The sequence below is a fragment of the Streptomyces muensis genome (assembly GCF_021474425.1).
GTDB classification, from domain to species: domain Bacteria; phylum Actinomycetota; class Actinomycetes; order Streptomycetales; family Streptomycetaceae; genus Streptomyces; species Streptomyces muensis.
Genome location: NZ_JAKEIP010000006.1, coordinates 82,695 through 99,470, shown reverse-complemented (window position 1 = coordinate 99,470; position 16,776 = coordinate 82,695). Strand labels below are relative to the sequence as shown.

The following is a 16,776-nucleotide window of genomic DNA, read 5'->3' as shown; positions in this document are numbered from 1 at the left end:
AGAAGTCTTCGGCGAAACGGACGCCGAAACTTGAAATCTCAGCTGTTCTGCACAGGTAATTCACACAACTGTTCCTTGAGTCCGCCTGGCGGCCTTCCCGTTGGGCAGGTGAAGGGCGGCGGCAGAGCAACCGCGGGGCTGATGCCCGGTGAACTCAGAAGGGGTCGTAGCCACCTCAACGCCGAGCCTCCGCACCGGCCATGGGCGTATGACCTGCCGTCATGAAGGCCGGATCGCCACGCTGCGACCTTGGCCCTGGCTGTGCCGCAAGGCGTCGATGCCGCGGCCGATCCCGTCGAAGGGAAGCGTGCTGATCGCCGGGTTGAGCCTGCCGGTGGCGAGCAGTTCGATGACCGCCGTGACATCGGACCTGTCGCCGCCGAGAGCGCCGAGCAGCGAGACGCCGCGGGTGACGAGCGAGACCAGGTTGATCCTCGCGTCCGGTTTGGTCGCGCCGATCTGGACGACGCGACCGCCGGGACGCACCGCGTCGACCGCGACGCCGGTGGTGTCCACTCCGGCGAAGTCGATGATCACGTCGAGGCCCAGCGGGGAGAGACCGGCGGCGTCCGTGAAGAACTCGATCGCCCCCAACTCCCGTGCCAGGGCCCCTTGTTCCTCGCGGATGTCGGCGACGTAGACCTCGGCGCCTTGCAGTACCCCGATGCGAGCGGCGAACTGGCCGACCCCGCCGAGGCCGATCACACCGAGTCGCGTACCGGCCTCGATCCCGCCGAGGACCTTGACGGCGTGGTACGCGGTGCAGCCCGCGTCGGTCGCGGTCGCGGCCTGGGCGTACGAGACGCCCTCCGGGATCCGTACGAGTTCGGGGACGAGGCCGACCGTCTGTTCGGCGTATCCGCCGTCACGTCCGACTCCTGGCCCGCCGAACGGGTCCCCGATCGGGGCGAGGACGACTCGTTCCCCGACCTCGAATTCCGTGACGCCCTCGCCCCGGGAACTGATGACGCCCGCAACCTCATGCCCGAGCACCATCGGCAGCCGGACCGGCATGCCAGGAACGTGCCCGTCCAGGAAGGAGACGTCGGTCTGGCACAGGCCCGCCGCCTTCACATCGATGACGACCTGGCCGGGGCCCGCGACCGGGTCGGGCAGATCGACCTCGGTGAGGGGCATGCCGGGTGACACGTACTGCCAAGCCTTCATGCTGCACTCCCGTGCGTCGAGGTGGCGAGTTCCTCGGCTGGGCTCGCCCTGTCGGTGGATGAGGGTGCGGTTGGCCTCGCCGCATGCCTGACGCGGGTCAGGCGATAATGCCCTGGCTGCGAAGAGCGGTGAGTTCATCGGAACTGAGACCAGCGGCCCTGAGAACCTCGTCGGTGTGGGCACCGTTGTGGGGTGCCGGACCGGCCGTGGCCGAGGGCGTACCCAGGAACCGTGGCGCCGGGGAGGGAACGGGAGATCCGCCCTGAGTGGTGTAGGTGCCGCGGGCAACGTTGTGCGGGTGGGCGGCGGCCTCGGCGAAGTCGAGGACCGGCGTCGTGCAGGCATCACGGCCGGCGAAGACCTCCGTCCACTCGGATCGGGTACGCCGGGCGAAGATCTCCGTCAGCCGATCGGTCATGCCGGGCCACGCGGACGTGTCGGACTGTTTGGCGAAGAGCGGGTCGGCGCTCAGGCCGAGGGCGTCGAGGAACTCCGCGAAGAACTGTGGCTCGATGCAGCCCACGGCCATGTGCGAGCCGTCGGCGCAGCGGTAGGTGCGGTAGAAGGGCGCAGTACCGTCGAGGAGGTTGGCTCCTCGCCGGTCCGTCCATTGTCCCTGCGCCATCATGCCCTGGACCAGGGAGAGTTGGAGCGCACTGCCGTCGACCATGGCGGCGTCGACGACCTGGCCGTGGCCGGAGGTGCGGGCGTGCACCAGCCCGGCGGCTATCCCCAGGGCGAGCAGCAGACCGCCACCCCCCATGTCGCCGATCAGGTTCAGTGGCACGGCGGGATCTCCCTCAGCGGGGCCGATGGCGTGCAACGCCCCGGACAGTGCTATGTAGTTGATGTCATGTCCGGGTGCCTGCGCGAGGGGACCGTGCTGTCCCCAGCCGGTCATACGGCCGTAGACCAGCCTCGGATTGCGGGCCAGGCACTCGTCCGGGCCCAGGCCGAGCCGCTCGGCGACACCCGGGCGGAACCCCTCGATGAGCGCGTCGGCGGTGTCGACCAGTCGAAGGGCGGTGGCCGCCCCCGCCGGGACCTTCAGGTCCAGAGTGACCGACAGGCGTCCTCGTTGCAGGACCGGGTTGAACGCAGGGCGCCCCGCTTCGGCCGTCCGGTCGACGCGGACGACCTCCGCTCCGAGGTCGGCGAGAATCATCCCGCAGAACGGACCAGGGCCGATGCCCCCGAGTTCAAGGACGCGCAGCCCGGCGAGCGGGCCCGAAGGGGCAGTGGCCATGAGGGACTCCTCGGTGAGGGCGGTGGACGGGAGGGAGTACGGCCGCTCCGGCGGCGGTCCTTCGGGGCTCTCGGGCGCCGTGGAAGAAGCGAGAAAGCCGCAGCCGCGTGTCACCTCGCGCTGACGACCGGTTTCCTTCGGCTCTCGCGGGTGCGGCTCAGCGGACTTCCGCGGAACGCGCGGTGGCCAGCGCCTCCGTCCACCAGGCGAGATCGTCCGCGAGGAGATCAAGCCGCGGTTCCAAAGGGGCGAGCAGCGCGCTGTCGGCCTGACCGCCCCGCTCACGGGCAGCCCGCATGACGTCGGGCAGGACGTGTACGGCATGGCGCAGCGGCGCCATCTCGAACTCGACCGCGACTTCGCGAAGTTGCTCGATCGCACGGGCTCCGCCCACATTGCCCCATCCGATGAACGCCACCGGCTTGCGCCGCCACTCGACGAAGGTGTGGTCGAGCGCGTTCTTGAGTACGGCGGTGTACCCGTGGTTGTACTCGGCGACCAGGAAGACGTAGCCGTCGGCGGCGTCGATCTGCCGGGCGAGCCGCGCGACGCCCTCGTCGGCGTACTCGCGCGGGTGGTAGACCGGGGGAGTGTCGTCGAAGAAGGGCAGCGGGTGGTCGCGCAGGTCCAGCAGGTCGACGATGAAGTCGCCGCGCTCCTTCAGCCGCTGAACGGCCCAGGTGGCTATTCCGTCACTGAACCGTCCCTGTCGGGTGGAGCTGTTGACGACCAGAATGCGATGCATGGCGGGTTTCGCTTTCACGGGATCGACATGAGTGGGGCTCGATACGGAGGGAGAGAGGTCAGGCGCCGACCCGGCCGCGCCTGCGGGCAAGCGCGGCATAATGCGTGATGAGCTCGGGATCGTCGACGGTGGCGAGGTTGACGGCAGAGCCAGGGGCGACGCCCATGAAGAGCCGTTTGAGCGGGACTTCGAGCCGCTTTCCGGTCCGGGTGCGCGGTATGCCCGGCACCGCGAGGATCTCGTCGGGAACGTGCCGGGGGCTGGCCTCGGTTCGGATGGCCTGTCTGATCCGATCGACCAGCCCCGGTGTGAACTCCTGTCCGTCTTTGAGCCGCACGAACAGCGGCATCCAGTAGCCGCCGTCGGGCTGCTCGACGCCCAGGACCAGACTGTCGGCGATTTCGGGCAGCCGCTCGACGACGGCGTAGATGTCCGCGGTGCCGATGCGTACGCCGCCGCGGTTGAGGGTGGCGTCCGAGCGCCCGGTGACGATGACCCCGCCGCTGTCCGTGGTCTCGATCCAGTCCCCGTGCCGCCAGACACCGGGCCACATCATGAAGTAGGCCTCGCGGTAACGGATACGTGCGGGGTCGTTCCAGAAGTACAGCGGCATGGACGGCATCGGTTGGGTGATGACGAGTTCACCGCGCTCGCCCTGTGCGACGGGACCGTCCTTGCCCCAGGCGGCTGCCGCGACGCCCAGCATGGGGCGCTGCAGCTCACCGGCGATCACCGGCAGGAGCGACGTCCCCCCGAGAAAGCCGGTGGCCACGTCCGTGCCCCCGGACATGGAGGCCAGGAAGATGTCCGGCCGTACCGCGTCGTACACCCACCGGAACGTCGATTCAGGCAGGGGCGAGCCAGTGGATCCGACGGCGCGCAACTGCGCCAGGTCGTGCTTCTCGCCGGGGCGGAGGCCGGCTTTCTCACACGCGGTGAGGTATCCCGCGCTGGTGCCCAGGTGGGTGACGCCGGTGTCCGCGGCCGTCTGGAACTGCGCGTCCAGGTTCGGGAACGCCGGTGCGCCGTCGTGCACGACGACGGTGGCGCCGGACAGCAAGGCGGAGGTGGCGATGTTCCACATGATCCAAGCGGTCGAGGCGTACCAGTAGTAGCGGTCACCCGGGTGGACGTCCTGATGCAGCTGGGCGCTCTTCAACTGCTCCAGCACGATGCCGCCATGACCGTGGACGATGCCCTTGGGACGACCGGTGGTGCCCGAGGAGTACACGATCCACAAGGGGGCGTCGAAGGGGACGCTCTCGAAGACCGGCTCCTGCGGATGCGCGACGGCGTCGGCCCAGGCGAGCGCTCCTTCGGGGAGTTCGTCCGGACGCAGACACGGCACATGGACCGTGGTGCGGACCGTGGGCAGCGCGGCCCGCAGCTCCCCTACGGCCTGACGCCGGTCGTACTCGCGTCCGTTGAAGCGATACCCGTCGGTCGTGATCAGGACCACCGGCTCGATCTGGGCGAATCGGTCGAGGACGGAGCGGGTCCCGAATTCGGGCGCGCAGCCGGACCAGACCGCTCCGACGGCTGCCGTGGCGAGCAGGGCCACGACGGCCTCGGGTACGTTCGGCAGGTAGCCGGCGACCCGGTCACCGCGACGCACTCCGAACCGCCGCAGGGTCGCGGCCAGCGCACCCACCTCTTGTCGCAGCGTGCGCCAGGAGATCTCGACCCGCTCGGACTGTTCGGCCACGGCGATCAACGCGGGGTGGTCCGGATCCACCCTCCCGTCGACGGCGGGACGCAGCACCTGCTCCGCGTAGTTCACCGTACGGCCGGGAAACCAAGTCGCCCCGGGCATGGTCGACCTGGTCAGTACTTCCTCGTCGGGTACACCGGGCAGCACACCCGTCCACGAAGCCAGGTCGCCCCAGAACTGGCCGGGCGACTCGACCGACCAGCGCCAGAGGGTGTCGTAGTCGAGGGGCGAGCCGAAGGCGATACCGCGCCGCTCAGCCACCCAGTGGGCGAACGCTCCGAGCCGGCTGGCCGTGATCGACGACTCGGTCGGCCGCCACAGTACGCCGTCGCTGGGGTCAACAGCTCCAGGAGCCACAGTGATGATCTCCCTTGTTCCTTGTCTTCTCCGTACGTTCCCTGTCGTCCGGCACGCCCGCCGTGTGGTCGCGTCGGCGGCCTACAGGCTCAGACCGCCGTCGATCGGGATGACAGCGCCGGTGATGTAAGCGGCGGCGGACGAGGCGAGGAAGCGGACAACGCCGCCGATGTCCTCGGCCCGCCCGGTCCGGCCCTGGGGGACCGACGCGCTGACCGCCGCCAGCACTTGCTCGCCATCGCCCGGTGTCATCCGGCTGGGGAAGAGCCCCGGGGCGATCGCGTTCACCGTGATGTGCTCGGCGGCCAGCCACCGTGCCATCGACTTGGTCAGCTGGTGCAGCCCGGCCTTGGAAGCGGCGTACGAGTACGTCTGCCGGGGACCGACGCGCAGCCCGCCGACGGAACCGACGTGGATCACCGTGGCCGGTGCGGGTGGGCAGGCGCCGGCCCGCAGTGCCGGCAGCAGATCCTGGGTCAGGAAGAACGGCGCCTTCAGATTGAGGTCCATGACATCGTCCCAGTCGGCCTCCGTGAAGGAGCCGAGCGGGTTCTCCCGCAGCGTCCCGGCGTTGTTGACCAGGATGTGGAGGGGACCGGGCACGCGGTCGGCCAACGCGGCGATGCCGTGCCGCGTCGACAGGTCCGCGGGCAGTGCGACCGCACCGGGGAGTTTCGAGGCGGTCTCCTCGCAGTCGGCGGCGTTGCGCGCCACGATGTGCACGACGGCACCGGCCTCGGCCAGGGCGGCCGCGGCCATCGCCCCGATGCCGGACGTGGCACCTGTGACCAGGGCGGTCCGCCCGACGACGGAGAACAGCTCGGCCGCCCTCTCCTTCCCCGGATCACCCATGGCTGAGCAGGAAGTCGGCCAACTCCCCGGCACGGCCGATGATGAAGCCGTGATCGGCCTTCCACTCGTGCACCTGCCAGCCGAGTTCGACCGCCCGTTCCTGGGAGGTGGCCATGGTCGGGTCGTTCTTCGCCACGATGTAGTCCGTCGTATGCGGCAGGGTCTCGACACCGACGGCGACGGGGTCGGTGACCACCCGCATGGGCATGTCGGAGAGGTGATCGAGCAGCCATTCCTGACGCTCCGTCGGCATGTCGAACGGGGCGGCCGTCAGCCTCTGACGCTCCTGCAGGTGAACGCCTGTCCCCGGCCCCGCCTGCCCGGCCTGGATCGCCGCGCGAATGCCGGGCAGCTCGTCGCGGGTCGCGTAGCCCATCGTCTCGAAGACACTCTCACCGGAGCGGCTCATCATCGCGTCCAGGTACACGATGTGCCGGACGCGGTCGCCCTCCTGTGCCACCACGCCCGGGATCACGGACCCGGCGTAGCTGTGTCCGACGAGGACGGCGTCCCTGACATCCTCGTACCGCAGGACGCCGATCACGTCCTGGACGTTCACGTCGTGCCCGTGGTCCTTGGACAGCAGATGCACCCGCTCACCGAAGCCGGTGAACGTCGGAGTCAGCACCTCATGGCCGGCCGTGCGCAACGGGGCTGCCACATGGCGCCACACCCATCCGCCCATTCCACCGCCGTGCAGCAGGACATAAGTGGTCATCGGTTTTCGCCTCGCCGTCGAAGAGTCGCCGAAGAACTTCAGGAGATTCACTTGCCACCAGCAACCGACCGGAAAGGTCGGCCGACGGTGGAGACCGGCTACTTGTAGGGGTCGACGGGCAGGGCCGACGGCTCCACCACACCGACCTGTATCAGCATGGTCAGGACGTCGGCGATGCTGAAGATCCGGTAGATCAGGCCGTCCTTGAAGGTGACCACGGAGAACCACTCGACCTTGATCGGGTTGCCCGTCGGTTCGACCCCCATGTATCGGCCGCCGACGTGTTCGCCCATGTGCTCGCAGTAGACCCAGATCTCGTCGTCGCCCTTGCCGACGGCGTCGACCACGCGGTAGCGCGAAGGCGGGAACACCCTGTACAGCTGACGGGGGGATTCCTTCCACTCCCGGTAGCTGCCCAGGTCCGGGCGTGAGGGGTTTCCGTAGGTCATGTCCGGGTGGAAGAAGGCGTCCATCTTCTCGTCGAACTCACCGGCGTTGAGGACTTCCTGCAGATCTATCCAGCTCTGCAGGTTCTTCTTCTGCCGCGGTGTGAGGTACGTCAGCGAGTCGACGTCGACGTGGGGCAGGGGCTTGTCGTTTTCCATGGCGTGAGTCCTCTCGTACGGCATGACGATATCGGGTTTACCAAACAACCGGTAGATAGATGCGCCCACCCGGCTCAGACATCGAGCAGCTCCAGGACGGTGGCGTTGGCCATGCCGCCGCCCTCGCACATGGTCTGCAGTCCGAAGCGCGTGCCGGTGGCCCGCATGTGGTGCACCAGGGTGGTCATGATGCGGGCACCGGAGCCGCCCAGCGGATGGCCCAGGGCGATCGCCCCGCCCAAGGGGTTGAGCCGGTCGGGGTCCGCGTCCAAGTCGTGCAGCCAGGCGAGGGGGACTGGCGCGAACGCCTCGTTGACCTCGTAGATTCCGATGTCGTCCAGAGCCAGGCCGGCGCGGCGCAGCACCTTCTCGGTGGCGGGCATCGGGGCGGTCAGCATGATGAGGGGATCGGTGGCGGCCATGACGGTGGTGTGGATCCGGACGATCGGGCGCAGCCCCAGCTCACGTGCCTTCTCCGAGGTCGTCACCAGGAGGGCCGCCGCACCGTCGGAAATCTGGCTGGCGTTGCCCGCGCTGATGACTCCGTCTGTCTTGAACGGCGTTTTGAGGCCGCCGAGCACCTCCAACGTGCCCCCCGGCCGGATGCCTTCGTCGGCGCTGACAACCCGTCCGTCACCGACCGGTACCGGCGTGATCTCCGCCTCGAACGCCCCGGCGGCCTGGGCCTTCGCGGCCTTCTCATGCGAGCCGAGGGAGAACTCGTCGAGCTGGGTCCGCGAGAGACCCCAGCGTTCCGCGATCATCTCCGCACCCAGGCCCTGATCCGGGTACGCCCCGTAACGTGCCAGGAACCGTGGTCCGAGCGGCTGCCCGGCCGAGCCGTCGCCGTTGGCCGAGCCCATCGGCACCCGGCTCATGGACTCCACTCCACCGGCCACGATGACGTCGGCCTGCCCGCTGATCACCGCCGCCGCCGCGAACGCGACCGCCTGCTGGGAAGAGCCGCACTGGCGGTCGACGGTCGTGCCCGGGACCGACTCCGGCCAGCCCGCCGCGAGGACGGCGTTGCGGCCTATGTTGAAGGTCTGCTCGCCGGTCTGGCTGACGCACCCCCAGAACACGTCGTCCACGACGACGGGGTCGATTCCGGCGCGCTCGGCGAGGGCGCCGAGGACGTGCGCCGACAGGTCCACGGCGTGCACACCGGCCAGCCCGCCGCCGCGCTTTCCGACAGGGGTGCGTACTGCCTCGACGATGACTGCGTCTCGCATCAGGGGACTCCAGGAGGGATTGACAGGCTGGAAGAAAGTCCAGGTGGTGGGCCGGTGCTCACGCGTCGTTCGCGACCGCGTCTCAGGTGATGTCGGTGGTTCTGGCGAGGAGCAGTCTTCCGGCTGGTGAGTCCGACGTCGGTGCCGATCTCGTGCCTGGCGGACACGCCGACGCCGTGCCGGGCGAGGGAAGGGACGGAGGGGCTCGGGGCGTGTGCGCGGGGAGTGCCCGGCAGACGCCGGTCACCAGTGTCCCGCTGTGAGGCTGCCCGGCGGACGCCGGGGGCCGGTCGATCAGACCTGTTCGAGCGCCGCGTGGGTGCCGAACACCCGCGCGTGGTAGGTCAGGGGCCTGCCCGCGCTGGTTTCGGCGGCGTGGACCGCGCCGAGCACGACGACGTGGTCGCCGCCGTCGACGAGGTCTGTCACATCGCAGGAGAGCCAGCCGAGCGCATCTGGTAGACGGGGCAGCCCGTCCTCGTCGTTCCAGATCACGCCGGCGAACTTGTCGGTACCCTTCTTGGCGAACGCCAGGGCGAGTGCGGTCTGGTGGGTCCCCAGGACGTTCAGGCCGAACCGGCCGGAACGCCGGACCAGCGTGAGCAGGTCCGAACCGCGGTCGAGGGAGACGAGCACCATCGGCGGTGCCATCGACAACGACGTGAAGGCGCTGACCGTGGTGCCGTGCGGACGGCCGTCACTCAGGGTGGTGACCACCGAGACAGGCGTGGCGACTCCTGCCATCACCTCACGGAACCGGTCTTGAAGGTCGCTCCCGTTCCTCAGGGATGTCTCATGGATCGTCATCTCTTCCCTTCTTCCGGGCCCGGCCGGTGGCCCGCGGGGCGGGTGCGAACCGGGCCATCAGAACTCCATCCGCAGCGAGCCGGTGGGGCAGTTCCGCACCGCTGCCGCGACATCGTCGTAGTCCGCTTCGTCCACCTCGGCGACTTCGACGACGACTCGGGACCGCTCGTCGAGGACGAAGCGGTCGGGCAGGGCCAACATGCACAGGGCGTTGCCCTCGCAGGTGTCTGGCCGGGCGACGACCCGGATGCCTGCCGGGGCCTCGGTGCCGGACGTGGCGGTGCGCTCAGCGGGCATCGTGCGTCACCCGCAGTTCGCGCATCGCCCGGGACGCGAGGCTCGGCAGCCATTGCGGTTCCCCGGCCAGGCGCAGCCCCGGAAGCCGGTCCAGGATCCGCTCGATGGCGACCCGCATCTCGATCCGGGCCAGTTGGGCCCCGATGCAGGCGTGCACGCCCCGGCCGAAGGCGAGGTGGGGGTTGGGGGAGCGACGGATGTCGAAGGAGTCCGGGAAGTCGAACACCGAAGGGTCCCGGTTCGCCGCCGAGTTCACGAGGTAGGCGCGGTCCCCCGCGCGCAGCACCTCGCCGCCGAGTTCCAGATCCCGGGTCACCCATCGAACCACGAGCTTGACCGGCCCGTCGTAGCGCAGCATCTCCTCCACCGCGCCCGGCATCAACGACCGGTCAGCCTTGAGCTGTTGGAGCTGGTCCGGGTGGCGCAGCAGGGCCAGGACGCCGTTGGAGATGGAGTTGATCGTCGTCTCGTGGCCGGCGAACAGGAGCAGGGCACTCATGGACAGGATCTCGTCATCGGTGAGTCGTGTGCCGTCGGGCTGCGGGACGGCGAGCACGGAAAGGATCGTGTCGTCGGCGGCTGAACGGGCGCGCTCCAGCAGTTCTCGGAAGTAGCCGAACATGTTCTCCAGCCCGGACAGCGCCCGTACGTGCCGCTCCTCCTGTGCCTCACCGCCCGCACCGAATGCCACCAGGGCCAGGTCGTCGGACCAGAGACGGAACCTGTCGCGGTCCTCCCGGGGGGCGCCGAGCAGATCCGCGATCAGGGAAGCCGGCAGGGGGTGCGCCACATGCTCGATGAGGTCCGTTTCCCCGGATCGGACGAAGGCGTCGAGCAACTCGTCGACGCGGTCCCGGATCAGGTCGGTCATCAGAGCGATTCGCTGGCGCTTGAAGGCTGCCGCGGCGACCCGGCGCAGTCGGGTGTGGGCGGGCGGGTCGGTTACGACCATCCAGTCCCGCATCAGGGACAACACCCTGAGCGACTCCTGGGTCAGGCTTACCCGACCGCCGTCGATCATCGGCCCGATGCGGTCCGACGACAGTTCGGGACGGGTGTGAGCGCCGGCGACTGCGGCGTGCGCGGTGATCAGCCACGCACGGTGGACGGAGCTCAGGACGACCGGACCGCGTTCCCGTAGGGCGTCGTAGACGGCGTAGGGATCCCGGCTCGCGGGCTCGCCGCGCAGGTCCGGGTCTCCCAAGCCGGGAGCGACATGGATCGTCATAGGGAAGCCCATCTGTCAAACGATCGGTTGGTAGACTAGCCTGCGTCATGAGCCGGAGTCCGTCAACAGCGATCGTGTAAGGTGCCCGAAGTGATCGGTGGAACGCGTGCGAGTGGCGCCAGGCGCACGGCGGGGAAGGGTCGGTCCCGACGTGCGGAGGCCACTCGGAAGTCCGGGGACGAGCGGTGGGCCGAGCTGCTGCAGGTCGCCGCGAAGACCTTCGCGAGCAAGGGTTACTCCGCGACGACCCTGCAGGGCATCGCCAATGACCTCGGCATGCTCAAGGGCAGCCTCTACTACTACATCCGCACCAAGGAAGACCTGCTCTTCGAGGTCATCCAGGCGGTGCTGGTGCTGGCGGAGGAGCGTCTCTCCGAGCGTGTCCCCGTCGATGGTCCGGCCGTCGAGCGGCTGGAGGCACTGGTGCGCGAGCACGTGGTCTTCCTCATCGAGCACCTCACCGAGACCACCGTGTACCTTCACGAGGCTGATCAGCTGAGCCCGGAACGCCGGGCCGAGCTTCCCGTGCATGGGTTCATCGCCCGGCTTGAGGGGCTTGTCGTCGAAGGGCAGGAGGACGGCACGATTCGTGCCGACGTCGATCCGCGCATGGGCGCCTTGGTGATCCTTGGGTCGGCGAACTGGGTCTACCGGTGGTACAGGCCCGAGGGAGACCTGGCGCCGGAAGAGATCGCCGACGAGATCGCGCGCACATGCCGCAGGTCGGTCGAGGCCTGAAGGCTCCCTGGACGTCACGTTCTCGGTGGGCTGCCCGGATGTCTTGAGCCGACTACCAAACAAACGTATGGTAGCTGCTCATGTGCCCCATGGATACGGCGCCTTCGGACTCCGCGGATGACCTCATGGCGTTCCAGGCCCTGATGCGCCGTTACGCCTTCGCGTACACGGCCTCCCACGACTTCTCCCAGCTGGCCTCCCTGATGGTGGACGACTATGTGCTGCGGATGGGCGAACACGAGATCCACGGCCGCGACACGGCGTACCGTGCCGCCACGCAGCGGCAGTTCGACCAGTTCCCGGGCCTGGGATTCACGGTCCACCGACTTGTCACCAACGGCGAACGGCTCGCTCTGGTCTTCACCGAGCACGGAGCCTCACGACGACATGGCGGGCGGCTCGCCGCGTGGCGGGGCGTCAGCCTCTACCGCTGGGACGGCACACGACTCCTCGACTGCCGCGTCGAGCAGGACTACTTCGCCAGACGACGGCAGTTGACCGACGGTGTCCCGGATCCCGTGGGCGCGCCCGGGCATGACCCGTGGAGTACCCCGATCGAACCGGAGAACCCCGCGGCGTTGGAATCCGTTCTGGATTGGCTGCGGGCAGGCGGCCTCGACCGAGCCCCGATCGACCGGCTCGATGACGGATCACTCGGTGCCGCCGCCCTCGCACGTCCCGTACTCACGGATGCCCGGCATACGGTTCTGGACGCCTTCTCGGCCGGCGCCCTGGTGCCCTTCGCGGTGCGCGTGGACGGCGTGTACGACGGCGGCCTGCCAGAGCTGGACGAGCGTCGCGGCACACCGGCTTCCCTCTACTGCACTGGCGTCGCGGAACACCGGGTCGACGGAGGAGGGGGGCGCCGCGCCTCCGTGCGGCTGATCGAGGCGGTCACGGACCGGGCCGGACTGGTCCGCAGGCTCACATCCGGTAGACCACACGGAAAATGATGGTGGCTCAGGACCTCATCCGAAGATCATGCCGTTGGATCTCACGCGGTACTTGCGCGCGGCATTCTGCCGCGTAGCCACCCACTGCGGATCCGGCCCGGTTTCGACACGTCGGCGGGTGAGCCCGTGGCGTGCCGAAAACCGACCGGCGGCAAGCAGTCGAACGTCGTTCACCTCTCAGCCGGGGCTGCTCTTGCCGTGTCTCCAGTAGCCGAGGAAGGAGACGTCGGACTTCGGAACGCCCCTTTCCTTGACCAGGTGCCGTCGCAGGCCCGTGGGGAGGCCGCTCTCTCCCGCGACCCAACAGTAGATGCGTGCGTCCGGGGGGAGATTCCAGGAGGACGTGACGGTCTGGAGGGCCAGCTGTCCCGGTACGGAGGTGGAGTCCTCGCGGGGCAGCCAGTGGACGGTGATTCCAGCCGGTGCCGAGACCGGTCGGATGTCCTTGCCCGTTGGCACCTCCAGGTAGGCGTCTCCGGTGAGGTCCGCGGGAGACTGTTCCAGGATGGAGAGAAGGGCGGGTACGGCGCTCTCGTCACCGACCAGCAAGTGCGACTTGGCGGCCGGCGTGGGAAGGTACCCGATTCCTTCGGGGAACAGCCCCACCGGGTCCCCAGGGCGGGCGTTGGAGGCGAACGCCGAGGCGGGGCCCGCGTCGGCGTGGTCGCCGTGCAGCACGAACTCGATGTCCATCTCGCATTCCTCGGCACGGAACGCGCGCACTGTGTAGAGGCGAACCCAGGGGCGGACGGCCGGCCGCATCAGCAGGAATTGGGCCAGCCAGCCGTTGTGCGAAGCGGTCGGCATGGCGAGTTCCGGTTGGCCCTCGCGGCGGAAGAACAGCCGAACGGCCTGGTCGAAGCCCATGGGGGTGAAGTCCGCCAGGTCGGGACCCTGGATGGTGACGGTGATGAAGTTGGGGCTGGTGCGTTCGGTGCGGGAGACCGTCGCGCGGAGCATCCTCCGCTGCGTCGGCGACTTGTGTCTGGGCATGTCGAACTCTCCGGTGGGGCGGTCAGGACGGGCGCGCGAAGGCGGGGAGGAGGACTTCGTCCGTCAGGCGTTCCAGGAACGCGTCCGTGACGGAGACGTCCGCCACGAGAATCCGATTGATCAGCACGCCCTGCGCCAGCTCGCTGAGCCAGGAGAAGTCCACATCGGGACGTAGTTCCTCGCGGCCCTGGGCTCTGTCGATGATCTCTTCCCACATGCCGTCGAGGGGGTGGGCGAGCTGTCGTTCGGTGGCTTCGCGCAGGTTCGTGTCACGACGGCCGGCGTCCACCAGGGTGCGTAGCATCGCGGAGTCCCGCTGCAGCCATCCGTTGACCAGCTTCAGGGCCTGCAGCACGTCGGCGCGGAAGCTCTCCTGGTCCGGCACGGTGAAGGAGAAGCCCACCCGGCGGCGTACGGCGTCGACGACCAGTTCGTGCTTGCTCGGCCAGCGTCGATAGAGAGTCGTCTTGGAGACGCTGGCCCGGGAGGCCAAGGCGTCGAACGTCAGTCGGTCGAACCCCACTTCGCTGAGCAGTTGGACAGCCGTCGTGAGGATGTGGCGCTCGCGTTCTCTGATGCGTACCTTGGATTGCATAGTACGAAACTGTAGCGTACTAATTAGGTGAGGCAAGCCTAAGTATCCAAGGAAGCGCCTGAGAGAGGTGACCCATGTCACGAACCACCGAGGCTGATACCGTCCCGTCGCCCCGAACCGCCGACGCACCCATGTCTTCCGAAGTCTCCGCCCGCTACCTGGAGCGGATCGACAGCATCCTGCCGCTGCTGAGGGAGAACACCCTCAAGGCGGACGAACTGCGGCGCGTTCCCGACGAGAACATCCGGGCGATGACGGACGCGGGGGTCTTCCGCGCGGTGCAGCCGCGGCAGTGGGGCGGGCTCGAAGTCGACCCGACAACCTGGGAGGAGGCGCTCGTCCGGCTCGGCTCGGCCTGTCCGGCCAGCAGTTGGGTCGGCTCACTCCTGGGCGGGCACGCCTGGTACCTCGGCCTGTTCACCCAGCAGGCCCAGCAGGATGTCTGGGGTGAGAACCCTGACGCCCGCGCGGCTTCGTCCCTCGCCCCCACCGGCAAGGTGGAGCGCGTCGGCGACGGCTACCGTCTCACCGGGCGATGGAAGTTCCTCAGCGGAGTCGACCACGCCCAGTGGATCCTCCTCGGGGGCAGCATCCCGGACGAGGGCGACGGCCCCGAGTTCCGGGTGTTCCTCGTGCCGGCGACCGATTACGAGATCGACCAGGACAGCTGGCGGGTCGCGGGGCTCCAGGGATCCGGCAGCAAGGAAGTCACGGTCGATGCCATCGTCCCGGAGTACCGGACGCAGACAATCGAGGATGCCTACAACCACACCGAGCCGGGCAAGGCCGTCAACACCGGCCCGATCTTTGAACTTCCCTGGCTGACGATGTGGGCCTACAACATCGCGTCCCCCGCGATCGGCGCCGCCGTCGGAGCGCTTGACGCCTTCATCGACGAGAACAAGCACCGGGTGTCAGCCATTCTCGGTACGGCGGCCGCGCAGAACCCGGCCCTTCATCTGCGACTGGCAGAGGCCGTGACTTTGGTCAAGGATGCGCGTGAGCGCATCCCGCGCACCTGGGACGCCATCTACGCCGACGTCGTCGCGGGTGTGCCGATCTCCAATGAGAGGCGCATCCAGGCCCGTTACGAGGCGTCCTACACCGTCGGCCAGTGCCTCGGTGCGATCAACAAGGTGTTCGAGATCGGCGGTGGTGCTGTCCTGGGCAGCGACAAGTTGTTCCAGCACTATCTGCGCGCCCTGATGGGCATGCGTAACCAGCCGCAGGCGATCTATGAGAACTACGCGGGCATGTACGCCACCACCCTTTTCGGAGCCCCGCTCGAACCGCCGTTCACCAAGGCGCACATCGGTTGTCTGATCTGAAAGCGTCAGATACCTGATGGGAGAACCGCCCGTGCCACCGGTACGTCCGGTGGCACGGGCCGGGCCGTCGACGCGCTCAACAAGCGATCCACCGGAAACCGAGCTCACCTTCCAGTCACACCGAGAGCGACGGCGGACCCACGTACGGATGCCGGGCGCGATCCGAATCGTGCCCTGCCCACTCCCCGTCACCGGGGAGCGGCATCGCAGCGCCGGCCACCCGGTCGTGCCGGCCAACACTCACAGAGGACATCGCTTGCCCGCGCACCCCATGCACGAGGCCCAACCACGTACGCGGCGGGAGTGAACGCCCATGACAGACACCCTCAGCACCGATGCAGGCCGTTTCCGAGAGGCCATGGCCTCCTTCCCTTCCGGCGTCACCATCGTCACCACCACCGATGGTTCCGGAAAGTGGCGAGGTTTCACCGCGACCTCGTTCTGCTCAGTTTCGATGGAACCTCCGCTGGTCCTGGTGTGCTTGGCGGCCAGCGCCGAATGCCACCCCGCTTTCACCAGCGCCGCCCGCTGGCTGGTCCACGTCATCACAGACGAGCACACCGATCTTGCCATGCGTTTCGCCACACGCGGTACCGATAAATTCGCGCAGGCCGGCTTCGCCCCCAATGAGTACGGCCTTCCCACACTCAACGGCGCAGCGGTCACCCTCGAATGCAGCACCTATGCCATTCATCCGGCCGGCGACCACACGATCCTTCTCGGCCAAGTCGACGACGTCCGTCTCGGTGACAGCACCCCTACCCTGTATTACCGGCGCGACTTCCATCATCTTGAGCCTGTATCAGGAAGCTGACGGAGTGTCGTGGAACACGCGACGACCGAGGGCCGCGGCGCGCCTGCCTCGCACAACCGCTGTGTCACAGAGCACGGAGGCGACTGTGCGGCAATGAAGCCGGTTCGCTGATCGTCTTCTTGCGCTGGTCGCGAGTGGTTGTCGGAGCGCGAAACTGTCTGCTGTCTCGGCGCTCATGAGTTTGTGAATTCTCCGGTGTCCGGAAAAGTCTGTTCCGGCGGGAGATGCGCCGGGGTGCGGCTGTACGGTGCCTGAAGCGCGCGGCCCTTTCGATGGCGGCCAGGGAGAGTGCGCCTCGGCCGTGAGGGCGCCGGCCGCCGGAGGAGCCGATCAGCCTATGTCCGTAATGCGGTGCCCCATCCGCGTGGGTCGGGACTTGCTGGTGAGGCA

At 68.4% G+C, this 16,776-nt stretch carries 17 protein-coding genes; 4 read left to right on the top strand and 13 right to left on the bottom strand.

Annotated features, from left to right (window positions below; translation table 11 throughout):
* Positions 1-219 precede the first annotated feature (219 nt).
* The 11 genes from L0P92_RS03315 to L0P92_RS03265 all read right to left on the bottom strand — a co-directional run bounded on the left by L0P92_RS03315 (position 220) and on the right by L0P92_RS03265 (position 10,965).
* Positions 220-1,167 (bottom strand): alcohol dehydrogenase catalytic domain-containing protein, encoded by a 948-nt coding sequence (locus L0P92_RS03315; protein ID WP_234760911.1) that lies wholly within the window; start codon positions 1,165-1,167, stop codon positions 220-222.
* A gap of 97 nt (positions 1,168-1,264) precedes the next feature.
* Positions 1,265-2,413 (bottom strand): CaiB/BaiF CoA transferase family protein, encoded by a 1,149-nt coding sequence (locus L0P92_RS03310; RefSeq protein WP_234760910.1) that lies wholly within the window; start codon positions 2,411-2,413, stop codon positions 1,265-1,267.
* Positions 2,414-2,570: 157 nt separating this feature from the next.
* The gene (locus L0P92_RS03305) at positions 2,571-3,158 is read right to left on the bottom strand and encodes an NADPH-dependent FMN reductase (protein WP_234760909.1); all 588 of its coding nucleotides are present in this window, start codon (positions 3,156-3,158) and stop codon (positions 2,571-2,573) included.
* A 58-nt stretch (positions 3,159-3,216) separates the two neighbouring features.
* On the bottom strand, positions 3,217-5,226 hold the full coding sequence (locus L0P92_RS03300) for an acetoacetate--CoA ligase (protein WP_234760908.1): 2,010 nt from the start codon (positions 5,224-5,226) through the stop codon (positions 3,217-3,219).
* Between the two features lie 81 nt (positions 5,227-5,307).
* Complete coding sequence (locus L0P92_RS03295; protein ID WP_234760907.1) at positions 5,308-6,078, bottom strand: SDR family oxidoreductase; 771 nt, start codon at positions 6,076-6,078, stop codon at positions 5,308-5,310.
* Complete coding sequence (locus L0P92_RS03290; RefSeq protein WP_234760906.1) at positions 6,071-6,796, bottom strand: alpha/beta hydrolase; 726 nt, start codon at positions 6,794-6,796, stop codon at positions 6,071-6,073. The genes L0P92_RS03295 and L0P92_RS03290 overlap by 8 nt, the downstream gene beginning before the upstream one ends.
* A gap of 98 nt (positions 6,797-6,894) precedes the next feature.
* Positions 6,895-7,401: an ester cyclase gene (locus tag L0P92_RS03285; protein ID WP_234760905.1), complete on the bottom strand. Its 507-nt coding sequence runs from the start codon at positions 7,399-7,401 to the stop codon at positions 6,895-6,897.
* Between the two features lie 74 nt (positions 7,402-7,475).
* Positions 7,476-8,633, bottom strand: a complete 1,158-nt coding sequence (locus L0P92_RS03280; protein ID WP_234760904.1) for a thiolase family protein — start codon at positions 8,631-8,633, stop codon at positions 7,476-7,478.
* Positions 8,634-8,927: 294 nt separating this feature from the next.
* Positions 8,928-9,440, bottom strand: a complete 513-nt coding sequence (locus L0P92_RS03275; protein ID WP_234760903.1) for a flavin reductase family protein — start codon at positions 9,438-9,440, stop codon at positions 8,928-8,930.
* Between the two features lie 57 nt (positions 9,441-9,497).
* Complete coding sequence (locus L0P92_RS03270; RefSeq protein WP_234760902.1) at positions 9,498-9,737, bottom strand: ferredoxin; 240 nt, start codon at positions 9,735-9,737, stop codon at positions 9,498-9,500.
* Positions 9,727-10,965 carry a cytochrome P450 gene (locus L0P92_RS03265; RefSeq protein ID WP_234760901.1) on the bottom strand — a complete coding sequence of 413 codons (1,239 nt, stop codon included), beginning with the start codon at positions 10,963-10,965 and terminating at the stop codon, positions 9,727-9,729. The genes L0P92_RS03270 and L0P92_RS03265 overlap by 11 nt, the downstream gene beginning before the upstream one ends.
* Positions 10,966-11,055: 90 nt before the next feature.
* On the opposite strand from L0P92_RS03265, the gene L0P92_RS03260 reads away from it, so the two are divergent.
* Both L0P92_RS03260 and L0P92_RS03255 read left to right on the top strand, forming a co-directional pair.
* Positions 11,056-11,703 (top strand): TetR/AcrR family transcriptional regulator, encoded by a 648-nt coding sequence (locus L0P92_RS03260; RefSeq protein WP_234760900.1) that lies wholly within the window; start codon positions 11,056-11,058, stop codon positions 11,701-11,703.
* 125 nt (positions 11,704-11,828) lie between these two features.
* Positions 11,829-12,656 (top strand): nuclear transport factor 2 family protein, encoded by an 828-nt coding sequence (locus L0P92_RS03255; RefSeq protein ID WP_234760899.1) that lies wholly within the window; start codon positions 11,829-11,831, stop codon positions 12,654-12,656.
* A 177-nt stretch (positions 12,657-12,833) separates the two neighbouring features.
* Here L0P92_RS03255 and L0P92_RS03250 read toward each other — a convergent pair whose 3' ends face one another.
* Together L0P92_RS03250 and L0P92_RS03245 are read right to left on the bottom strand one after the other, a co-directional pair.
* Positions 12,834-13,649 (bottom strand): siderophore-interacting protein, encoded by an 816-nt coding sequence (locus tag L0P92_RS03250; RefSeq protein ID WP_234760898.1) that lies wholly within the window; start codon positions 13,647-13,649, stop codon positions 12,834-12,836.
* Positions 13,650-13,671: 22 nt separating this feature from the next.
* Positions 13,672-14,244: a TetR/AcrR family transcriptional regulator gene (locus L0P92_RS03245; protein ID WP_234760897.1), complete on the bottom strand. Its 573-nt coding sequence runs from the start codon at positions 14,242-14,244 to the stop codon at positions 13,672-13,674.
* Positions 14,245-14,375: 131 nt separating this feature from the next.
* Here L0P92_RS03245 and L0P92_RS03240 point away from each other — a divergent pair, with 131 nt between their 5' ends.
* Together L0P92_RS03240 and L0P92_RS03235 are read left to right on the top strand one after the other, a co-directional pair.
* A complete protein-coding gene (locus L0P92_RS03240; RefSeq protein ID WP_234760896.1) occupies positions 14,376-15,572 on the top strand; it encodes an acyl-CoA dehydrogenase family protein in 1,197 nt (398 codons plus the stop codon).
* Positions 15,573-15,885: 313 nt separating this feature from the next.
* Positions 15,886-16,386: a flavin reductase family protein gene (locus tag L0P92_RS03235; RefSeq protein ID WP_234760895.1), complete on the top strand. Its 501-nt coding sequence runs from the start codon at positions 15,886-15,888 to the stop codon at positions 16,384-16,386.
* The last annotated feature ends 390 nt before the right edge of the window (positions 16,387-16,776 follow it).

Bases quoted from the DNA above. Each gene is read 5' to 3' on its own strand.
- L0P92_RS03315 (WP_234760911.1), bottom strand. From the start codon at position 1,167: ATGAAGGCTTGGCAGTACGTGTCACCCGGCATGCCCCTCACCGAGGTC.
- L0P92_RS03310 (WP_234760910.1), bottom strand. From the start codon at position 2,413: ATGGCCACTGCCCCTTCGGGCCCGCTCGCCGGGCTGCGCGTCCTTGAA.
- L0P92_RS03305 (WP_234760909.1), bottom strand. From the start codon at position 3,158: ATGCATCGCATTCTGGTCGTCAACAGCTCCACCCGACAGGGACGGTTC.
- L0P92_RS03295 (WP_234760907.1), bottom strand. From the start codon at position 6,078: ATGGGTGATCCGGGGAAGGAGAGGGCGGCCGAGCTGTTCTCCGTCGTC.
- L0P92_RS03290 (WP_234760906.1), bottom strand. From the start codon at position 6,796: ATGACCACTTATGTCCTGCTGCACGGCGGTGGAATGGGCGGATGGGTG.
- L0P92_RS03285 (WP_234760905.1), bottom strand. From the start codon at position 7,401: ATGGAAAACGACAAGCCCCTGCCCCACGTCGACGTCGACTCGCTGACG.
- L0P92_RS03280 (WP_234760904.1), bottom strand. From the start codon at position 8,633: ATGCGAGACGCAGTCATCGTCGAGGCAGTACGCACCCCTGTCGGAAAG.
- L0P92_RS03275 (WP_234760903.1), bottom strand. From the start codon at position 9,440: ATGACGATCCATGAGACATCCCTGAGGAACGGGAGCGACCTTCAAGAC.
- L0P92_RS03270 (WP_234760902.1), bottom strand. From the start codon at position 9,737: ATGCCCGCTGAGCGCACCGCCACGTCCGGCACCGAGGCCCCGGCAGGC.
- L0P92_RS03265 (WP_234760901.1), bottom strand. From the start codon at position 10,965: ATGACGATCCATGTCGCTCCCGGCTTGGGAGACCCGGACCTGCGCGGC.
- L0P92_RS03255 (WP_234760899.1), top strand. From the start codon at position 11,829: ATGGCGTTCCAGGCCCTGATGCGCCGTTACGCCTTCGCGTACACGGCC.
- L0P92_RS03250 (WP_234760898.1), bottom strand. From the start codon at position 13,649: ATGCCCAGACACAAGTCGCCGACGCAGCGGAGGATGCTCCGCGCGACG.
- L0P92_RS03245 (WP_234760897.1), bottom strand. From the start codon at position 14,244: ATGCAATCCAAGGTACGCATCAGAGAACGCGAGCGCCACATCCTCACG.
- L0P92_RS03240 (WP_234760896.1), top strand. From the start codon at position 14,376: ATGTCTTCCGAAGTCTCCGCCCGCTACCTGGAGCGGATCGACAGCATC.
- L0P92_RS03235 (WP_234760895.1), top strand. From the start codon at position 15,886: ATGACAGACACCCTCAGCACCGATGCAGGCCGTTTCCGAGAGGCCATG.